The organism is Cellulomonas sp. NPDC057328 (assembly GCF_042667215.1).
Taxonomy (GTDB): Bacteria; Actinomycetota; Actinomycetes; order Actinomycetales; family Cellulomonadaceae; genus Cellulomonas.
In genome coordinates this window covers 1-17723 of sequence record NZ_JBHUZW010000034.1, presented here as the reverse complement: position 1 = coordinate 17723, position 17723 = coordinate 1, and the positions used below count along the sequence as shown (strand labels likewise).

General features: G+C 74.8%; 20 protein-coding genes, 1 tRNA gene, 1 other RNA gene and 2 pseudogenes. 12 read left to right on the top strand and 12 right to left on the bottom strand.

Annotated features, from left to right (window positions below; translation table 11 throughout):
* Positions 1-7: 7 nt before the first annotated feature.
* Positions 8-1345 carry a glutamine synthetase family protein gene (locus ACFUMH_RS08515; RefSeq protein ID WP_378203342.1) on the bottom strand — a complete coding sequence of 446 codons (1338 nt, stop codon included), beginning with the start codon at positions 1343-1345 and terminating at the stop codon, positions 8-10.
* Positions 1346-1450: 105 nt separating this feature from the next.
* On the opposite strand from ACFUMH_RS08515, the gene panB reads away from it, so the two are divergent.
* Together panB and ACFUMH_RS08505 are read left to right on the top strand one after the other, a co-directional pair.
* Positions 1451-2323 carry a 3-methyl-2-oxobutanoate hydroxymethyltransferase gene (gene panB, locus ACFUMH_RS08510; RefSeq protein ID WP_378203339.1) on the top strand — a complete coding sequence of 291 codons (873 nt, stop codon included), beginning with the start codon at positions 1451-1453 and terminating at the stop codon, positions 2321-2323.
* A 65-nt stretch (positions 2324-2388) separates the two neighbouring features.
* Positions 2389-3372, top strand: a complete 984-nt coding sequence (locus ACFUMH_RS08505) for an endonuclease/exonuclease/phosphatase family protein (protein ID WP_378203336.1) — start codon at positions 2389-2391, stop codon at positions 3370-3372.
* A 53-nt stretch (positions 3373-3425) separates the two neighbouring features.
* Here the strand turns inward: ACFUMH_RS08505 and ACFUMH_RS08500 are convergent, their stop codons facing one another.
* Positions 3426-3596, bottom strand: a complete 171-nt coding sequence (locus ACFUMH_RS08500; protein ID WP_378203333.1) for an SPOR domain-containing protein — start codon at positions 3594-3596, stop codon at positions 3426-3428.
* Between the two features lie 73 nt (positions 3597-3669).
* Between ACFUMH_RS08500 and map the strand changes: the two genes are divergently transcribed.
* The 6 genes and pseudogenes from map (at position 3670) to rnpB (ending at position 8716) form a co-directional block, all read left to right on the top strand.
* Positions 3670-4542, top strand: a complete 873-nt coding sequence (gene map / locus ACFUMH_RS08495) for a type I methionyl aminopeptidase (protein ID WP_378203330.1) — start codon at positions 3670-3672, stop codon at positions 4540-4542.
* Complete coding sequence (gene ppgK, locus ACFUMH_RS08490; protein ID WP_378203327.1) at positions 4539-5321, top strand: polyphosphate--glucose phosphotransferase; 783 nt, start codon at positions 4539-4541, stop codon at positions 5319-5321. Before map ends, ppgK begins: the two co-directional genes overlap by 4 nt.
* A gap of 109 nt (positions 5322-5430) precedes the next feature.
* Positions 5431-6513, top strand: a complete 1083-nt coding sequence (locus tag ACFUMH_RS08485; RefSeq protein ID WP_378203325.1) for a fatty acid desaturase family protein — start codon at positions 5431-5433, stop codon at positions 6511-6513.
* A 26-nt stretch (positions 6514-6539) separates the two neighbouring features.
* A complete protein-coding gene (locus ACFUMH_RS08480; protein ID WP_378203322.1) occupies positions 6540-7295 on the top strand; it encodes a VOC family protein in 756 nt (251 codons plus the stop codon).
* A gap of 91 nt (positions 7296-7386) precedes the next feature.
* A pseudogene (locus ACFUMH_RS08475) lies at positions 7387-8223 on the top strand (DUF817 domain-containing protein); the annotation flags it as partial.
* A gap of 98 nt (positions 8224-8321) precedes the next feature.
* An RNA gene (gene rnpB, locus ACFUMH_RS08470) (RNase P RNA component class A) lies at positions 8322-8716 on the top strand.
* A 314-nt stretch (positions 8717-9030) separates the two neighbouring features.
* Here the strand turns inward: rnpB and ACFUMH_RS08465 are convergent.
* From ACFUMH_RS08465 to ACFUMH_RS08455, 3 genes and pseudogenes are all read right to left on the bottom strand, one after another.
* Positions 9031-9225: a hypothetical protein gene (locus ACFUMH_RS08465; RefSeq protein ID WP_378203319.1), complete on the bottom strand. Its 195-nt coding sequence runs from the start codon at positions 9223-9225 to the stop codon at positions 9031-9033.
* 200 nt (positions 9226-9425) lie between these two features.
* Positions 9426-10037, bottom strand: coding sequence for a hypothetical protein (locus ACFUMH_RS08460; protein WP_378203381.1), 612 nt, complete (start codon positions 10035-10037; stop codon positions 9426-9428).
* A 160-nt stretch (positions 10038-10197) separates the two neighbouring features.
* Positions 10198-10251 (bottom strand): annotated as a pseudogene (locus ACFUMH_RS08455) (hypothetical protein); the annotation flags it as partial.
* A 310-nt stretch (positions 10252-10561) separates the two neighbouring features.
* On the opposite strand from ACFUMH_RS08455, the gene ACFUMH_RS08450 reads away from it, so the two are divergent.
* Entirely contained in the window at positions 10562-11317 is a 756-nt protein-coding gene (locus tag ACFUMH_RS08450; protein WP_378203317.1) for a hypothetical protein, read from the top strand.
* A 103-nt stretch (positions 11318-11420) separates the two neighbouring features.
* On the opposite strand, the gene ACFUMH_RS08445 is transcribed toward ACFUMH_RS08450, so the two are convergent.
* A complete protein-coding gene (locus ACFUMH_RS08445) occupies positions 11421-11804 on the bottom strand; it encodes a tautomerase family protein (protein ID WP_378203314.1) in 384 nt (127 codons plus the stop codon).
* Between the two features lie 62 nt (positions 11805-11866).
* Here ACFUMH_RS08445 and ACFUMH_RS08440 point away from each other — a divergent pair, with 62 nt between their 5' ends.
* Positions 11867-12646, top strand: a complete 780-nt coding sequence (locus ACFUMH_RS08440) for a YaaA family protein (protein ID WP_378203311.1) — start codon at positions 11867-11869, stop codon at positions 12644-12646.
* A 1-nt stretch (position 12647) separates the two neighbouring features.
* Entirely contained in the window at positions 12648-13067 is a 420-nt protein-coding gene (locus ACFUMH_RS08435; protein WP_378203308.1) for a VOC family protein, read from the top strand.
* On the opposite strand, the gene ACFUMH_RS08430 is transcribed toward ACFUMH_RS08435, so the two are convergent.
* Genes ACFUMH_RS08430 through ACFUMH_RS08410 form a run of 5 tightly spaced genes read right to left on the bottom strand, consistent with a single transcriptional unit; the run spans position 13001 to position 17327 of the window.
* Positions 13001-13543 carry an NUDIX hydrolase gene (locus tag ACFUMH_RS08430; RefSeq protein ID WP_378203305.1) on the bottom strand — a complete coding sequence of 181 codons (543 nt, stop codon included), beginning with the start codon at positions 13541-13543 and terminating at the stop codon, positions 13001-13003. The genes ACFUMH_RS08435 and ACFUMH_RS08430 overlap by 67 nt on opposite strands.
* A gap of 16 nt (positions 13544-13559) precedes the next feature.
* Positions 13560-14348, bottom strand: coding sequence for a histidine phosphatase family protein (locus tag ACFUMH_RS08425; protein ID WP_378203302.1), 789 nt, complete (start codon positions 14346-14348; stop codon positions 13560-13562).
* Positions 14348-15088 (bottom strand): zinc ribbon domain-containing protein, encoded by a 741-nt coding sequence (locus ACFUMH_RS08420; protein WP_378203299.1) that lies wholly within the window; start codon positions 15086-15088, stop codon positions 14348-14350. Before ACFUMH_RS08420 ends, ACFUMH_RS08425 begins: the two co-directional genes overlap by 1 nt.
* Positions 15085-16281, bottom strand: coding sequence for a Nif3-like dinuclear metal center hexameric protein (locus ACFUMH_RS08415; RefSeq protein ID WP_378203296.1), 1197 nt, complete (start codon positions 16279-16281; stop codon positions 15085-15087). Before ACFUMH_RS08415 ends, ACFUMH_RS08420 begins: the two co-directional genes overlap by 4 nt.
* On the bottom strand, positions 16278-17327 hold the full coding sequence (locus ACFUMH_RS08410) for a zinc-dependent alcohol dehydrogenase family protein (protein ID WP_378203293.1): 1050 nt from the start codon (positions 17325-17327) through the stop codon (positions 16278-16280). The genes ACFUMH_RS08415 and ACFUMH_RS08410 overlap by 4 nt, the downstream gene beginning before the upstream one ends.
* A gap of 40 nt (positions 17328-17367) precedes the next feature.
* Between ACFUMH_RS08410 and ACFUMH_RS08405 the strand changes: the two genes are divergently transcribed.
* Positions 17368-17441 (top strand) — tRNA-Val (locus ACFUMH_RS08405).
* A gap of 4 nt (positions 17442-17445) precedes the next feature.
* On the opposite strand, the gene ACFUMH_RS08400 is transcribed toward ACFUMH_RS08405, so the two are convergent.
* Positions 17446-17723, bottom strand: a 278-nt coding sequence (locus tag ACFUMH_RS08400; RefSeq protein WP_378203290.1) for an alpha/beta fold hydrolase, incomplete at its 5' end; no start/stop codon positions are given.

Below are 17723 nucleotides of genomic sequence, written 5' to 3'. Positions count from 1 at the left end.
CGCGACGTCAGATCAGCGGCAGGAACCGCTGCAGCTCGTACGGCGTCACCTGCGCGCGGTACTCGGCCCACTCCTGCCGCTTGTTGCGCAGGAAGTAGTCGAAGACGTGCTCGCCGAGCGTCTCGGCGACGAGCTCGGAGCGCTCCATCACCTGGATCGCGGCCTCGAGCGACGTCGGCAGCGGCTCGATGCCGAGCGCCCGGCGCTCGGCGTCGGTGAGCTCCCACACGTCGTCGTCGGCACCCTCGGGCATCTCGTAGCCCTCCTCGATGCCCTTGAGCCCGGCGGCGAGCATGACCGCGAACGCGAGGTACGGGTTCACGGCCGAGTCGATCGCGCGGTACTCGACGCGGCTCGAGTTGCCCTTGCCCGGCTTGTACATCGGCACGCGCACGAGCGCGGAGCGGTTGTTGTGGCCCCAGCAGATGAAGCTCGGCGCCTCGGCACCGCCCCAGAGCCGCTTGTAGGAGTTGACGAACTGGTTCGTCACCGCGGTGATCTCGGCGGCGTGCTTGAGCAGGCCGGCGATGAACTGGCGCGCGACCTTGGACAGCTCGTAGTCGGCACCCGGCTCGTGGAACGCGTTGCGGTCGTCCTCGAACAGCGAGACGTGCGTGTGCATCCCGGAGCCCGGCTGGTCCGCCAGCGGCTTCGGCATGAAGGACGCGAACACGCCCTGCTCGAGCGCGACCTCCTTCACCACCGTGCGGAACGTCATGATGTTGTCGGCCGTCGTCAGCGCGTCGGCGTACCGCAGGTCGATCTCGTTCTGCCCCGGCCCCGCCTCGTGGTGGGAGAACTCGACCGAGATGCCCATGGACTCGAGCATGGTGATCGCGGCGCGGCGGAAGTCGTGCGCGGTGCCGCGCGGGACGTGGTCGAAGTACCCGCCCTGGTCGACGGGGACCAGCGGCTGCGACGGGTCCGCGGGCGCGTCGAACAGGTAGAACTCGACCTCGGGGTGCGTGTAGAACGTGAAGCCGCGGTCGCTCGCCCGGTTGAGCGCCCGCTTGAGCACGTTGCGCGAGTCCGCGAGCGACGGCTGGCCGTCGGGCGTCAGCAGGTCGCAGAACATGCGGGCGGTGCCGTGCCGCTCCCCCCGCCAGGGCAGGATCTGGAACGTCGACGGGTCCGGCTTGGCGATCATGTCGGCCTCGTACACGCGCGTGAGGCCCTCGATCGAGCTGCCGTCGAAGCCGATGCCCTCGGCGAACGCGGACTCGAGCTCGGCGGGTGCGACCGCCACCGACTTGAGGATCCCGAGCACGTCGGTGAACCACAGACGGATGAAGCGGATGTCCCGCTCCTCGACGGTCCGGAGCACGAACTCCTGCTGCCTGTCCATGGCGCACATCTTGCCTGATGACGGGCCGTCGGCGGGCGCACCGTCCGGGTGTGGCGAGGCGCACGCCGCCGGTGCGGGCCGCGCGCCCCGGTCTACGCTCGGCGCATGCCCACGAGCGACCCCTCCGCCGCCGGCACGACCGGCGCCCCGACGGCCCCGGGCGGCGCGTCGTCCGCCCGCCCCGCACGCGTCCGCGTCCACCACCTGCAGGCGGCGAAGCAGCGCGGCGAGCGGCTCACGATGCTGACGGCGTACGACGCCGTGACGGCCCGGATCTTCGACGACGCCGGCATCGACATGCTGCTCGTCGGCGACTCCATCGGGAACACGATGCACGGGCACGCGACGACGCTCCCCGTGACGCTCGACGAGCTCGTCGTGGCCGCGCGCGCGGTGGCCGGCGCGGCGCGGCGCGCGTTCGTCGTCGCGGACCTGCCGTTCGGCTCCTACGAGGCCGGGCCCGAGCAGGCCCTCGCGAGCGGTGTCCGGATGATGAAGGAGACGGGCGTCGCCGCGGTCAAGATCGAGGGCGGGCAGCGCGTCGTCCCGCAGATCCGGGCGCTCACCGCTGCCGGCATCCCCGTCGTCGCGCACCTGGGCTACACGCCGCAGTCGGAGAACCTGCTGGGCGGCCCGCGCGTGCAGGGCCGCGGCGACGCCGCGCAGCGGCTCAGCGACGACGCGGTCGCCGTGGTCGACGCGGGCGCCGTCGCGGTCGTCCTCGAGATGATCCCCGCCGAGGTCGCCGCCCGGATCACCGAGGTCGTCCCCGTCCCGACGATCGGCATCGGCGCCGGCCCCGAGTGCGACGGGCAGGTGCTCGTGTGGGTCGACATGGCGGGCATGGGCGACTGGTCGCCGCGCTTCGCCAAGCGGTTCGGCGAGGTGGGTGCGGCCCTGGCGGCCGCCGCGCGCGGCTACGCGGACGAGGTCCGCTCGGGCACCTTCCCGCAGGACGCGCACTCGTTCGACGCGTGACGCGCACGACGGCGGGCCGAGGTCCGACGCGTGACCGGGTCGCACGGCGTGACGGGCCCGCACGCGTGAGCGGGCGCCGGGCCGCGGTCGCCGTCGTGGCGGCGGCCGTGCTCGCCGTCGGGGTGGTCACCGTCGTCCCGCTCGCAGCGGGGTCGTGGCCCGTCGCCCAGGCGGTCGCGCTGCGCGGCGCCCTGGCGGTGGGCGCCGCCGCCGCGGCCGCGCTGCTGCTCGTCGTCCCGCGGGTGCGGCGGGCGCTGCTGCCGGTGGCCGTGGCGTGCGCGGTCGTCGCGGTCGCGCACGCCGGCGTGCTGGTCGCGCGGTCCGTACCCGCGGCGGGTCCGAGCACCGCGGCCGCCGACGACCGCGGGCGTGCCGAGGCCGCGGGCGGCGACCTGGTCGTCCTGACGTTCAACACGCTCGACGCCGTGCCGGCCGGGACGCTCGCGGACCTGGTGCGGGAGGTCGACGCGGACGTCGTCGCGCTGCCGGAGACGTCGCGGTCCACGGCGGAGGCGCTCGCGGGCCTGCTGCCCGGCGGCTGGCAGGCGCTGCACGGGCCGAGCGACGTGCCGTACGTCGCAGGGACCGCGCTGGTCGTGGACGAGCGCGTCGGCACCTACCCGCGCGCGCAGCGCCTCGGCGACCGGCTCGGCTCGCTCGTCGCCGTCCCGGAGGGCCCCGGCCCTGTCCTCGTCGCGGCCCATCCCCTCGCCCCGACGTCCCGCGGCGCGATGGCCGCGTGGCGCACCGAGACCGCCGCCGTCGCGGACGTGTGCCGCACCACGCGCGACGTCGTCGTCGCCGGGGACCTCAACGCGACCCTCGACCACCCCGCGCTGCGCGACACGGGCCCCTGCGTCGACGCCGCGCGCGCGGCGGGTGCCGCGGCCCACGGCACGTGGCCGGCGGGCGTGCCGACGCTCCTCGCGGCGCCGATCGACCACGTCCTCGTCGACGCCCGCACGTGGCGCGTCGTGGACGCCCGGGTGCTGCCGGCCACCGGCGCGAGCGACCACCGGCCGCTCGTCGCGGTGCTCGCGCGGCGCTGAGGCCGCGCCTGCCGTCAGCGCCTGGCGTCAGGGCCTGCCGTCCGCGCCGGCCGTCAGCGGTCCTGCGCCTCCTCGGCGTCCCACGCCTCCGTGCGCCGCCGGGCGCGGTCGAGCGCGTGCTCCGCCTCCTCGCGCGTCGCGTACGGGCCCATGAGGTCCGCCCACTGGCTGCGCTTGCCCTCCTCCACCTGGTGGGTGCGGGTGTTGTACCAGTACTCGGTCACGGCGCTCCTCCGTCCGGCGCACGCCCGCACCCCTCGACGGGTGGCGGGCCGTTCCATCCGTAGACTGCCAGGCATGCCGCCGGTCCACGCGTCGCGCGCCGCCCTCGTCCCGGGGCGGGTCAGCCCGCGCCGCCCCGTGCCCGCGAGCATCCCCCGCCCCGAGTACGTCGACCGCCCGGCGCCGACGCCGTGGCGCGGCCCCGACGTCTTCGACGCGGGCACGGTCGCGCGCATCCGCGTCGCCGCGCGCCTCGCGGCCCAGGCGCTCGAGGAGGTCGGCCGCCACGTGCGGCCCGGCGTGACGACCGACGAGCTCGACGCGGTCGGCCACCAGTTCCTCGTCGAGCGCGGCGCGTACCCGTCGACGCTCGGCTACCGCGGCTTCCCGAAGTCGATCTGCACGTCGCTCAACGAGGTCGTCTGCCACGGCATCCCCGACTCGACGGTCGTGCAGGACGGGGACATCGTCAACGTCGACATCACGGCCTACGTCGACGGCGTGCACGGCGACACCAACGCCACGTTCCTCGCCGGCGACGTCGACGAGGAGTCCCGCCTGCTCGTCGAGCGCACGCGCGAGGCGCTCGCGCGCGGCATCCGGGCCGTGCGGCCGGGGCGCGAGATCAACGTGATCGGCCGCGTCATCGAGAAGTACGCCGGCCGGTTCGGGTACGGGGTCGTGCGCGACTTCACCGGGCACGGCGTCGGCCCCGCGTTCCACACGGGCCTCGTCGTCCCGCACTACGACGCGGCGCCCGCGTACGGCACCGTCATCCAGCCCGGCATGGTGTTCACGATCGAGCCGATGCTCGACCTGGGCACCGCCGACTGGGAGATGTGGGACGACGGCTGGACGGTCGTGACGGCGGACCGCCGTCGCTCCGCGCAGTTCGAGCACACCCTGCTGGTCACCGACGACGGCGCGGAGGTCCTGACGCTGCCATGAGCCACGACGCGAAGCACAAGAAGTACAAGGTCGCGACGGCGTTCGGCGTCGACATCGGCGGCTCCGGCATCAAGGGAGCGCCCGTCGACCTGGCGACCGGCGAGTTCGCGGGCGAGCGCCTGCGCATCCCGACGCCGCAGCCATCGACGCCCGCCGCGGTCGCCGCGACCGTCGCGCAGGTCGTCGACTCGTTCGACCTCCACAAGGACGTGCCGATCGGCGTGACGTTCCCGGCCGTGATCCTGCACGGCGTCGCGCAGTCCGCGGCGAACGTCGACAGGTCCTGGATCGGCACGGACGTCGAGAAGGCGGTCGCCGCCGCGTCGGGCCGCCGCGTGCTCGCGGTCAACGACGCGGACGCCGCCGGGTTCGCGGAGGTGCAGTACGGCGCCGCCAAGGGCGTGCCCGGGGTCGTCCTCGTCGTCACGCTCGGCACCGGCATCGGCTCGTGCCTCGTGGTCGACGGCGTGCTCGTGCCGAACACCGAGCTGGGCCACCTGGAGATCGACGGGTTCGACGCCGAGACGCGGGCGTCAGACGCGGCCCGGGACCGCGAGGGGCTGACGTTCCCGCAGTGGGCGGAGCGTCTGCAGCGCTACTTCACGGTCGTCGAGAACCTGTTCTGGCCGGACCTCATCGTCGTCGGCGGCGGCGTCAGCAAGAAGCACCGCGAGTTCCTGCCGCTGCTCGACCTGCGGACGCCCATCGTCCCCGCCGGCCTGCGCAACGCCGCGGGCATCGTCGGCGCGGCGCGGCTGGCGGCGCAGGGCGCGCACTGACGGCCGGTACCAGGCTTCTCCCAGGTACGCCCCGTACCGTCGAGGCATCCGCGAGACGAGCACCCGCTCACCCCCACGGCTGGGAAGTCGAACCGAGCCTGGAGGCCATGTGGCTGCAGCACCCGTCATCGCCCCGCCCGTCCGTCCGACGTCGCCCCGCGTGGCGGCGGCCGGCACGTACCACGAGCTGTCGGCGGAGGTGAAGGCGGCGGGTCTGCTCGAGCGCACGCCCGGGTTCTACATCTCGCTCCTCGCGGGGCTCACGACGGCGCTGGCCGGGCTCGTCACGGCGTTCGTCCTGCTGGGGCACTCGTGGTGGCAGCTGCTGGTCGCGGGCCTGCTCGGCGTGGTGCTCACCCAGTTCGCGTTCGTCTCGCACGAGGCGTCGCACCGCCAGGTGCTCCTCACGGGGCCTGCCAACGACCGGCTCGGGCGGGTGCTCGCCAACGGCGTCGTCGGCATCAGCCACCAGTGGTGGATGACGAAGCACACGCGTCACCACGCGAACCCGAACCGCGTCGGCAAGGACCCGGACATCGCGCCGGACACGGTCGTCTTCCTCGAGGAGGACGCGCGGGAGACCCGCGGCCTCGTGCGCCGGATCGTCCGCCACCAGGGCTGGCTGTTCTTCCCGCTGCTGACGCTCGAGGGCCTGAACCTCCACCTCGTGTCGATCAAGAGCCTGCTGGCGCAGCCCGGCTCGCGCGCCCGCACGGTGGAGATGGCCACGATCGCGCTGCGGCTGTCGCTGTACGTCGCGGTGGTCGTCTGGGCGCTGCCGTTCGGCATGGCCGCCGCGTTCCTCGGCGTGCAGCTCGCGGTCTTCGGCGTGTACATGGGCGCGTCGTTCGCGCCCAACCACAAGGGCATGGCCATCGTGCCGGCGAACAGCCGCCTCGACTTCCTCAGCAAGCAGGTGCTGACGTCGCGCAACATCAACGGCGGGCGGTTCGTCACCGCGCTCATGGGCGGCCTCGACGCGCAGGTCGAGCACCACCTCTTCCCGAGCATGCCGCGCCCGCACCTGGCGCGCGCCCGTGAGATCGTCCGCGAGCACTGCGCCCGCAACGGCGTGCCCTACACGGAGACGTCGCTGGTGCGCTCGTACGCGATCGTCGTGCAGTACCTCAACCGCGTCGGCCTGGCCGCGCGCGACCCGTTCGACTGCCCGGTCCGCACGCAGTACCGCTGACCCGCCTCCCCTGGTATCCAGGGGTCGTGACGGGCGTGGGATGGGTGCTGGTCGTCGCGGGCGTCGTGCTCGTGCTCGGGCTCGTCGACCGCGCGGTCGCGCGGGGCTGGTGCGACCGGTTCCGGCTGTCGGTCCGGTCCGGCCCCGGTGCGGTGGGCGGCGGCGGGCTGCTCCCCGACTTCGTGGAGATCTTCCAGCCGGCGCACAAGCACCTCGTCGAGGAGCAGGAGCGGCAGCGGCTCGACGTGGTGCGCGAGGGTGACGCCGCACCGCCGTGGGACCTGGACGCCGGGCCGGTCGTGCTGGGCGTCCCCGACGTCGCGCGCGCGCGAGCCGGCTCCCCTAGCGTGGGCCGCATGCCCGTGGTCGTGTCGCAGTTCTGCATCGACGCCGCCGACCCCGCTGCGCTGGCGCGCTGGTGGTCCGAGGTCCTCGGCTGGCCGGTGACCGAGGAGGACGACGACGAGGTCGCGATCGCGCCCCCGGACGGCTCCGCGACCGAGTGGCTCTTCCTGCGCGTCCCGGACGAGCGCCGCGTCAAGAACCGCGTCCACCCGGACGTCCGCCCCGCCGACGGCTCCGACCAGGACACCGAGCTGGCCCGGCTGCTCGAGCTCGGCGCGACGCGCGTCGACGTCGGCCAGGGCGAGGTGCCGTGGGTCGTCCTCGCGGACCCGGAGGGCAACGAGTTCTGCCTGCTGCGCAGCACGCCGTCGCAGCTCGCGGCCGCCGAGCGGGGCGCCGACGAGGCTCCGGACACACCGGCCGGCGCGAGCTTCTGACGGACGCCGCCACAGGACGTCCACGCACCCTCCCCCGGGCCCCCGCCCCGACCGCGCGCGCCGTCGCCCGTCCCGGTGCTGAGGTGGGACCGTGCTGCGACGCCCGGCCCCCGTCCCCTCCGCCACACCCGCGGAGCGCGGGTTCACGGGCGTCGAGGAGCGCATCGACCGCTGGGCGCACGCACGGCTGCGCGCCCTCGGCGACCGCGGCTGGCGCACGGGGGCGCTCGAGCTGGTCGTGTTCGTGCTCAAGCAGGCGTGGGCGTGCCTGTTCGGCGCGCTCATGCTCGCGCTGCTGCTGGCCGCGCGGTTCTGGTACCCGGACGGTGCGGGGCTCGCGCGCGACGACGCGCTGACGCTGGCCGCGGTCGCGCTGCAGGTCCTCATGCTGGCCACACGGCTCGAGACCGCGCGCGAGATGCGCGTCGTCGGGCTGTTCCACGTCGTCGGCACCGTGATGGAGCTGTTCAAGACGTCCGCCGGGTCGTGGGCGTACGCCGCCGACGGCATCCTGCGCATCGGCGACGTCCCGCTGTACTCGGGCTTCATGTACGCGGCCGTCGGCTCGTACCTCGTGCGGACCTTCCGCATCTTCGACCTGCGGTTCGACCGCTGGCCCCGCCGGTGGGTGGCGGCCGTGCTCGCCACCGCCGTCTACGTCAACTTCTTCACGCACCACTGGCTGCCGGACGCCCGGTGGGTGCTCGTCGCGGCGGTGCTCGCCGTCTTCGGGCGGACGGTCATGCACTACCGCGTGCATGCGCGGACGTGGCGGATGCCGGTCGTCGTCGCGTTCCTGCTCGTCGCCACCGCGATCTGGGTCGCGGAGAACGTCGCCACCTACGCCGACGCGTGGCTGTACCCCTCCCAGGCCGACGGGTGGCACCTCGTCTCCCTGAGCAAGCTCGGCTCGTGGTTCCTGCTCATGCTCATCTCGGTCGTGCTGGTCGCGTGGGTCTACCCGCCGCAGCCCCCCGACGCCGGTGCGGCGGCGGGCGCGCCGGCCGGTAGGCTGTCCGGTGCGGATGAGTCAGCCAGGCGGCCGCGTCGGCCCCTCCCCGGAGGGACCGCCGAGGAACGTCCGGGCTCCGCAGGGCAGGGTGGTGGGTAACGCCCACCCGGGGTGACCCGCGGGACAGTGCCACAGAGAACAGACCGCCACGTGCGACCGGCCCGCCGGCCGCACGGGGTAAGGGTGAAACGGTGGTGCAAGAGACCACCAGCGTGCCGGGCGACCGGTGCGGCTAGGTAAACCCCACCCGGAGCAAGGCCAGACAGGGAGCGTCCGAGGGCTGCCCGCCCGAGCTCCCGGGTAGGCCGCTGGAGGCGTGCGGCAACGTACGTCGTAGATGGATGGCCGCCACCCGCGCGGGGGCAACCGCGCGCGGGGACAGAACCCGGCGTACCGGCTGACTCATCCGCCCCTCAAGACGCTGACCTGCAGGTTCATCGCTCGGCCGTCCAGATCGAGCGGCTTCGGGGGCTGCCGGGGGCCGCACGATGCTGCCGCATATTGCGCCGTGTGTGGGCGCGTAGCCCCCGCAGAGCCCCCAAGCGCGGCCGCTGACGTCGCTCACTGTCGTGGCGCTGCAGCGCACGCGCGACGACCCGGCCCGCCTCCTGGCACGCGGCCGCCGGCGCGCCCCGCGAGCCGGGGCCGCGAGGCTGAGCGCGCCGACGACCGGGGCCTCTGCGGTCGCCCGGCCGTCAGCGCTCCCTCCGTGCGAGCAGACGATCAGCGCCGCCGCACCTGCTCGGCGGGCACCCACGCGAACCACTCCCGGCCGTCGACGTCCTGCTGCGCGCACACCATGCCCTTGGCGGTCGCGACGACGTCCACCTCGACGAGCTCGCGCGACCCGTCGTACAGCTCGACGTTCGCGACCACGGGGCACAGGCGGGTCGACGGGCTTCTGCGGGTGCGGGTCACCGGCGTTGACGATCCACCGCAGGTAGTCGGGGTGGCCGGAAGGGATGCGTACTGCTACAGCGTCGCACCGGGCGCGGACACCAGGACGTTGGGCTGTTCCGCCGTGACGCCGCGGTCGCACTATGGAGGCATGGCCCTACTCGTCTCTGCGATCGTCTACGCGCTCCTCGCGGTCGCGTTCGAGGGTTCGACCCGCACCGTCATGGCTGTGCTGGCGGTGTCGTACTTGACGGGTCTGGCGCTGGATGGGCGCCGGCGGCGGACGGCGACGGCCGCGGGGAAGGACTGACCAGCCGGATCCCACGCTCCCGTAGCGTCCGCTCAACCACCTCGGCCATCTGCTGTTCGTCCGGAATCTCCACCGGCTGTCCGCCGCTGACGGGACGTAGCCAGGCCAACAGGGCGATCACGATGGTCAGGAGCGTGAGTACTTCGCTCCTGCTCCAGGGCGTACCCCGGTCGTCTCGCGGTGTCGTCACGGTGCGCTGGATCGCGTCAGCGAGATCTCGGTTAGTGGTGGCCAGGCCTTGCAGCGCGGCGGCGATGTCGCCGCGCTCCTTCGCTTCTCGACGTGCGCGTTCGACGGCGCGCCGCGCCTGTGTGACTTGCGCCGGAGACCACGTCCGCACCTGCCGCACGATGCCGACAAGTCCGCTGCGGACCGTGTAAACGCCGTCGGTGATCGGCAGCGTGCGGCCGCACCATGGGCAACTCGAGGCGCTGCCCACGATCTCGACGGACGCGCCCTCGCCGATCCCGATGCCGGCGCTCTGGTAGCCGTGCTCTGGACAGTGAACCCACACGCTTGGCACCGGCGCACCGTACTGCCAGCGCTACGGGAGCGTCCCGGGTGAAACCGCCCCAACGCGCTCGAAGGGAATGCCCCCGCCCCCAGCCGTGTGGCTGAGGACAGGAGGGGCCGACGATTCCGTGCCGCTCAAGCCCGTGCATGAGGTGGCCACCCGTCGCAAAGCCGACGCGGATCTTGTGCTGCAGCATCGACGTCGACGCGAACTGCGTGGTCATGACGAGCCGCGCAGCCTCGACGAGCAACTCGTCGAGGTCGTCGTCGCCTAGTCGCTCGGCCGCGGCTGACCGCAGGTCCACACCGCCGTCCTCGAGTGCCTCGACGTCGATAACGAAGGGCCCGTTGTGGAAGTTGTGCGCAGCGAGCACCGGGTCAGTTCCCGTGCAGGCAGGCGTACAAGGCGGCCGGCGTTGACGGACATCGGTTACGTGCGGTGCACGTCGACGTCGACCTCCACGGTAGGCCCCGTCACCACTTCGCCCCCTCGGCGCGGAGGGCGGCAGCGGCCGAGTCGGTACGATCCGCGGCATGCTGCAGAACGCCCGTCGCCACACGGGAGAGGCCGTTGCTCGCTGGGGTCGCCGCCTCGCGGGCGTGTGGTGGCACGAAGTGCCCGGTCGTTATGAAGCGCCCGCACTCATGCAGCGCCACAGTGCGGTCCGTTTCCGCTCCGTCGACGAGCTCACCAACTTCCTTGAGGCTCTGCCGAAAACCATCGATCCCGCGGTGGGAACGTCGGGCATGCCCCCGCTGCGCGTGACGGCTATGTGCGGCGACACCCAGGTGGATGCGGCGTACGGCAGCGCGGGCAAGGCTGCAAGAGCGGTCGCCGCACTCGGCGTCGTCGACCGACGACAGCTCATCGTCCTCGCGAGCACGGAGTCGCTGTCAACGAACTACCGCATTGTCCTAACCACAGAGGCCGGAGCGCAGTCGGAGATCGGAGCGGCCGGGGTCGCCAACACGCGATCACTGACGTGGCTCGCCTCGTCGACAAGCACACCGTGCCGCTCGACCGCTGGACGAGGCGCCGACAAGAACCGCTGGTTTCGCCGCTGTCCGACGCCGAGGCCGACCACCTGGCTCACAACGACCGCATCGGTCGGCGCGCCGCCATCAGAGGCGGCCTCGCGGGCGCAATCGCCACCGCCATTCTGGGAGCGCTCACCGCGCTCGGAGCCACGGCCCTTGGCTCCTACGGCGATCCGCGCGACCCGGCGCCGACGGTCAGTGCTGAGGTCACTCGGGATTGACCGCAGCGTCAGCGTCATCCGGTTGTCCTGATGCTGTCGGTTCTCGCGCGGGCGGGACGGCGGCGGCGCGCGACGTCGGCGTCACGAGCAGGGCTCGGAGCGGCCTGCGGCGCGACGGCACGCCGCACGCCCGCTCACACGTCGACGCGGTAGTCCAGCGTCAGCTCGTCGCCCGAGCGCCCGCGGATGCCCCAGTGCGTCGGAGGGCTCTCGAGGACGACCACCTCGAGGTCGTCGGCGGCGAGGCCGAGCGCCGGGGCGACGTCGTCGTAGAAGGCCGCGATCAGCGCGCGCACGGCGGCGCGGCTGCGACCGGTGAAGCAGACGACCTCCACGATGAGGTAGGCGTCGCCGCGCGGCGCGACGAGGTCGGCGTCGTCGAGCCACAGGAACCGGTGGAACCGCTTCTCCTGCGGCAGGCCCCACGCCGAGGTCACGGCCGCGTGGACCGCGTCCGAGACCTCCTGCCGCCGCGGGGCCCACACCGAGCGGCGCCCGTAGACCTTCACGTGAGCCATCGCACGCCTCCCGTCCCCTGGCGCGGCCCGGACGCCGCGTCGCGGCACCTTACAGTCGCGGGGTGCTCGTGATGCTGCCGCCCTCCGAGGGCAAGACGCCGGCGCGGTCCGGCGCGCCGGTCGACCTCGCGGACCTGTCCCACGACGCCCTGACGCCGCTGCGCGCGAAGGTGATCGACGCGCTCGCCGAGGTCAGTGCACGCCCCGACGCGACCGACGTGCTCGGCGTCTCCCCCGGGCTCGCCGACGAGGTCGCGCGGAACACCGCGCTCCACGACGCGCCGACGGCCACGGCGTCCCGCGTCTACACCGGCGTGCTGTACGGCGCCGCGGGCCTCGACCGGCTCACGCCCGCCGCGCGCGCCCGGGCCGCGCAGCACGTCCGCATCGTGTCCGGGCTCTGGGGCGTCGTCACCCCCGACGACCGCATCCCCGCGTACCGGCTGTCGATGGGCACGGACCTGCCGGGCATCGGCCCGCTCGCGCCGGCGTGGCGCGGCGCGCTCGGCGAGGCGCTCGCCGCGGAGGCGGCCGGCACCCTCGTCGTCGACTGCCGGTCCGCCGCGTACCTCGCGGCGTGGACGCCGCCGGCCGACGCCGACTGGGTCACGGTCCGCGTGCTGCGCGAGGTGGACGGGCGCCGGTCCGTCGTGTCGCACCACGCCAAGCACACGCGCGGCGTCCTCACGCGCCACCTCGTCACGCGCCGCGGCCGGGCACCCGGCGACGCCGAGGAGCTCGCGCACGTCGCGAGCGCGCTGGTGGGCGACGCGCTGCTGGCCGTCGAGCTCGACGCACCCCCGCGGCGCGGCGCCCGGACGCTGTCCCTCGTGGTCGCCTGACGTGGCCGGCGGGACGCGCGGCGCGCTGCACCACGTCGAGCTGTGGCTGCCCGACGACGACGCCGCCTGGGCGTCGTTCACCTGGCTCCTGACGGCGCTCCGGTACGTGCGCACGAGCACGTGGCGCACCGGGTCGTCGTGGACCCTCGGCCCCACGTACCTCGTGCTCGAGACCGGCCCGGACGTGCTCGACGAGCCGCACGAGCGTCGCCGCCCGGGCGTCAACCACCTCGCGTTCCACGCCGGCACCCGCGCGGACGTCGACGCGCTCGCGGCGGCCGCGCCCGGGCACGGCTGGTCCCTGATGTTCCCGGCCGCCCACCCGCTCGCCGGGGGTGCCGACCACTACGCCGCCTACCTCGAGAACGCGGCGGGCTTCGAGGTGGAGCTGGTCGCGTCCGACCTGGGGGCGACGGCCTGACGGCTTCCCTCGGGCAGCGCCTGGACGAGGGGCCACCAGTGCCGCCCGGCGAGCTCGGCCGCGGCGGCCGCCCCGTCCAGCCACGCGCCCGCGACGGCAGGCTCGGCCTCCGTCGCCACGTGGTGCACGCAGAAGTGCGCCACGGGCGCGGGCCACGCGTACACGGTCCCCGCGGGCACGACGTTGCGGATGTACCCGAGGAGTGTCGGACGTCTGCCGGGGCCGAGCACCTCCTGCACGAGACGCGCCGTCACGGCGTCCGCAGCCTCCCCTGCCGGGACCGGGCGCGTCGGCAGGTCCAGGCCGGGCCGTCCCCCGGTCCGCGCCACCGCGAACAGCCGCCCGCGCCGCGTGACGAGCAGACGCACGAGCCCCACGGCCTCGGGCACGGGATCACCGTGCTCCGCGAGGACCACGTCGGCGCGACCGCCCAGGGGCAGCCAGCCGGCGTCCGGGGTCGAGGTCAGCAGCCGCACGACGGTCGGTGCCCGGTCAGCCCCGGCCCCAGCCCTCGCTCGGCGCACCGGCGACCGCGACCTCGTCGCGCTTGTCGGCGTACAGCCGGATGATGCTGACCGACGCCGGCGCCACGCGCAGCTGGCTCCACGTGCCGGGGTCGGCGCCCATGGTGACGCCCAGCGCGGCGCGGATGGCCACGGCGTGCGACACGACGACGACCGTCCGCGGCCCGCCGGTCTGCAGCGCGTCGAGCCCGGCGCGCAGGCGCACGCCGACGTCCTCGATCGACTCGCCGCCGCCCGGCGGCCGCAGCCGGCCGGAGGTGTGCCACGGCTCGAGCTGCCCGGGCCAGCGCTCCTCGATCTCCTCGGCGGTCAGGCCCTGCCAGTCGCCGAAGTCCGCCTCCTGGAACGCCGCGTCCGTGCGGACGTCGAGCCCGAGCCGCTCCGCGATGACGCCGCCCGTCTGCTGCGTGCGGACCATGGGCGACGCCACCAGCTCGGTCGGGTACGCGATGTCGCCCCACAGGTCGCGCCCGACCCGGTCCACCAGCGCCGCCGCGGCGGCCGCCTGCGCCCGCCCGTGCTCGTCGAGCGGCGGCCCCGGCTCGGACGAGCCGGAGTAGCCGCGCGACACCGTCATCGTGGTCTGACCGTGCCGGACGAGCACCACCGTCACCGGCTCGTCACTGTCGAAGCGCACCGCCGCGCCCGACGGCCGCGGCTGCCGCGCGCGCCCCTGCGCCGCCGCCGTCCCCGTGCCGGCCGGGTCGGTGGTGGTCTCGTGGTCGAGCGCCTCGGCGCCGTCGGCGGGGCCGGCCATCAGGCGCCCTCGGCCCCGCGGACGAGGATCCGCCCGCACTCCTCGCAGCGCACGACCGCGTCGGCCGGCTTGGCCCGGATCCCCTCCAGGTCGAGCGGGTTGAGCTCGAGCCGGCAGCCCTCGCAGCGGTTGCCGCGCAGCGGGGCGGCGCCGCGACCCTGGTGCTGGCCGCGCAGCTTCTGGTAGAGCGTCATGAGGCCCGCGTCGATGCCGTCGGCGGCCTTGAGCCGCACGGACTGCAGCCGCTCGACCTCGGCGTCGACCTCCGCGTACCCGGCGTCCCGCTCGGCGACGACCTTGTCCCGCTCGGTGACCAGCGCGAGGTGCGCCTGCTCGAGCTCGGTCAGCGCGCCCTCGTGCGCCTCGAGCCGCTCCATGACCTCGAGCTCGACCTCCTCGAGGTCGCCCTGCCGCCGGGCCAGGCTCTCGAGCTCGCTCGACAGCGCCTGCATGTCCTTGGCGCTGCCCGCGCCCGCGTCCAGCCGCTGCTGGTTGCGCGCCGCACGGCTGCGCACCTGCTCGACGTCGGCCTCGGCCTTGCGCAGCTCGGTACGCAGGTCCGACGCGGCGGTGCGGGAGGTGACGAGCGCGGTGTCGAGGTCGGCCAGCTGGGCGTCCAGCTCCAGCAGCCGGGCCAGGGCCGGCAGCGTGCGCCGCTTGTGGGCGAGCTGGTCGAGGCGGGTGTCGATCTCCTGGACGTCCAGGAGGCGGCGCTGGTCGGCTGCGGGGGCGCTCGTCACGGGGTTCCTTCCGGCTGGGTGCTGGCCGTCTGCGGCACACGACCCGTCCACGGGTCGGTGGGCAGCGTGCTCACGCGGGTCTCCACCGTAGTGCCCTGCGCCTGCAGGTCCGCGACGAGGTCGGCGGCGGCGCGCGCCAGCCAGGGCCACTCGGACGCGGCGTGCGCGAGGTCGACGAGCGCGGGCCGCGGCGCGCCCCCGCCCGCCTCGAACGCCGCGCGCTCCTGCTGCTCGGACGCCGGGTGGTGGCGCAGGTCGGCGGTGACGTACGCGTCGACGTCGGCGGCGCGGACGGCGTCGAAGAGCGAGTCGCCGGACCCGCCGAGCACGGCCACGCGCCGCACCGGCATGTCGGCGTCGCCCGCGTAGCGGACGCCCTGGACCGTCGCCGGCACCGCGCGCGCCACCGCGGCGGCGAAGTCCGCCAGCCGCGCGGGCGTCGGCAGCGTCCCGACGCGCCCGAGCCCGGTGGACCCGGGCTGCGCGGCGAGCTCGAGGACGTCGAACGCCGGCTCCTCGTACGGGTGCGCCCCGCGCAGCGCGGCCAGCACGCGGGAGCGCGCGGACCGCGGCGCGACCATCTCGACGCGTGCCTCGCGCACGTCCTCGCGCCGCCCGACCTCGCCGACCGCCGGCGCGGCGCCCGCGACGGGCGTGAACGTGCCCACGCCCGTCGTGGTCCACGCGGCCCGCTCGTAGTCCCCGAGCGCGCCGGCCCCGGCCGCGGCCAGCGCGTCGATCAGCGCGTCGGCGTCGTCCACCGGCACGAACACCACGACCTTGTCGAGCGCCGGCGCGGGCACCGGCACGAGCGGCACGGTGTCGACGAGACCGACGGCCTCCGCGAGCGCCTCGGCCACCCCGCCGCGGGCGGCGTCGGCGTTGGTGTGCGCCGTGTAGAGGGCGCAGCCGCCGCGCACGAGCCGGTGCACGAGCGCGCCCTTGTACGTCGTGGCGGCCACCGAGTGCACGCCCCTGAGGAAGAGCGGGTGGTGCGTGAGCAGCAGGTCCGCGTCCCACGCGAGCGCCTCGTCGACGACGGTGGCCACCGGGTCGACGGCGAGCAGCACCCGGCGCACGGGTGCCGCCGGGTCCCCCGCGACCAGGCCGACCGCGTCCCACTGCTCGGCGGTCCGCGGCGGGTAGCGCCGTTCGAGCGCGCCGACGACGTCGGCCAGGGTCGCGGCGCTCACGGCAGCACCAGCGACTTCGTCACCGTCCGCTCGTCCATCGCCGCGTACGCGTCGGCGATCGCGTCGAGCGCGAACGTGCCGTCGAAGACGAGACCGGGTTCGATCGTCCCGGCCCACACGTCCGGGAGGAGCCCCTCGACGTAGGCGCGCACGGGCGCGACGCCGCCGAGCACGCCGATGTTCGCGCCGAAGAGCTGCGGCACCGGCAGCTCCGGGCCGCCCGCCGGCACGCCGACGTACCCGACGCGCCCGCCCGGGCGCACCGTGTCGAGCGCCTGCTGCATCGACTCCTTCGTCCCGACGCACTCGAGCACCGCGTCCGGCCCGACGCCCCCGAGCAGGTCGACCACCGCGGCCGCGCCCTCGTCGCCGCGCTCCGCCACGACGTCCGTCGCGCCGAACCGGACCGCCAGCGCCGACCGGGCCTCGTGCCGCGACATCGCCACGACCCGCTCGGCCCCCAGTCGCCGTGCCGCGATGACGGCGCACAGGCCGACCGCGCCGTCGCCGACGACCGCCACGGTGGAGCCCGCACGCACGCCGCCGGCCAGGGCCGCGTGGTGCCCGGTCCCCATGACGTCGGTGAGCGTGAGCACGTGCGGCAGCAGCGCGTCGTCGGGGTGCTCGGGCGTCACGACGAGCGTCCCGTCGGCGAACGGCACGCGCACGTGCTCGCCCTGGCCGCCGTCGACCATGTCGCCGTGCCGGTCCGGCCCGCCCCAGCCCGCGCCGTTGACGCAGGAGGTGTGCACGCCGTTGCGGCAGTGCACGCAGGTGTCGTCGCTGACGACGAACGGGGCGACGACGAAGTCGCCGACCTTGACGCGCGCGACCTCGGAGCCCACCTCCTCGACGACACCGACGAACTCGTGCCCCATCCGCCGCGGCTCCCGGACGGGGCGCACCCCGCGGTAGGGCCACAGGTCGGAGCCGCACACGCAGCTCGCGACGACACGCACGACGGCGTCGGTGGGACGGCGGATCTCGGGGTCCGGCACCCGCTCGACGCGGACGTCGCGGGGGCCGTGCAGAAGGGTGGCGCGCACGGGCCGAGCCTACGTCGCCGGTAGGCTGTCGCACGCTTGAGGGCCTGTAGCTCAGTTGGTCAGAGCGCCGCGCTTACACCGCGGAGGTCGTCGGTTCGAGACCGGCCGGGCCCACACCTCACGCGTCCGCCGGTGCACGCCGCGCCGGTCCGGGCGCCGCCGCCCACCAGTCCAGCACCGCGTCGCGGAACGCGGCCGGCCGCTCGACCCACGGGTAGTGCCCGCAGGCGTCGAGCACGACCAGCTCGGCACCCAGCGCCGCCGCGTACGCCTCGACGGGCGCGACGCCCGTGAGGACGTCCTGGGCCCCGGCGACGACGCACGTGGGGGGAAGGTCCGCACCCAGGACGCGCTCCGCCGCGTCGGACGGGACGTGCCGGAACCACGCCCGCGCGG

Coding starts and splice junctions, on each gene's coding strand:
- map (WP_378203330.1), top strand. CDS start 3,670: ATGCCGCCGGTCCACGCGTCGCGCGCCGCCCTCGTCCCGGGGCGGGTC.
- ACFUMH_RS08425 (WP_378203302.1), bottom strand. CDS start 14,348: ATGGCCGGCCCCGCCGACGGCGCCGAGGCGCTCGACCACGAGACCACC.
- ppgK (WP_378203327.1), top strand. CDS start 4,539: ATGAGCCACGACGCGAAGCACAAGAAGTACAAGGTCGCGACGGCGTTC.
- ACFUMH_RS08450 (WP_378203317.1), top strand. CDS start 10,562: ATGCTGCAGAACGCCCGTCGCCACACGGGAGAGGCCGTTGCTCGCTGG.
- ACFUMH_RS08515 (WP_378203342.1), bottom strand. CDS start 1,345: ATGGACAGGCAGCAGGAGTTCGTGCTCCGGACCGTCGAGGAGCGGGAC.
- panB (WP_378203339.1), top strand. CDS start 1,451: ATGCCCACGAGCGACCCCTCCGCCGCCGGCACGACCGGCGCCCCGACG.
- ACFUMH_RS08445 (WP_378203314.1), bottom strand. CDS start 11,804: ATGGCTCACGTGAAGGTCTACGGGCGCCGCTCGGTGTGGGCCCCGCGG.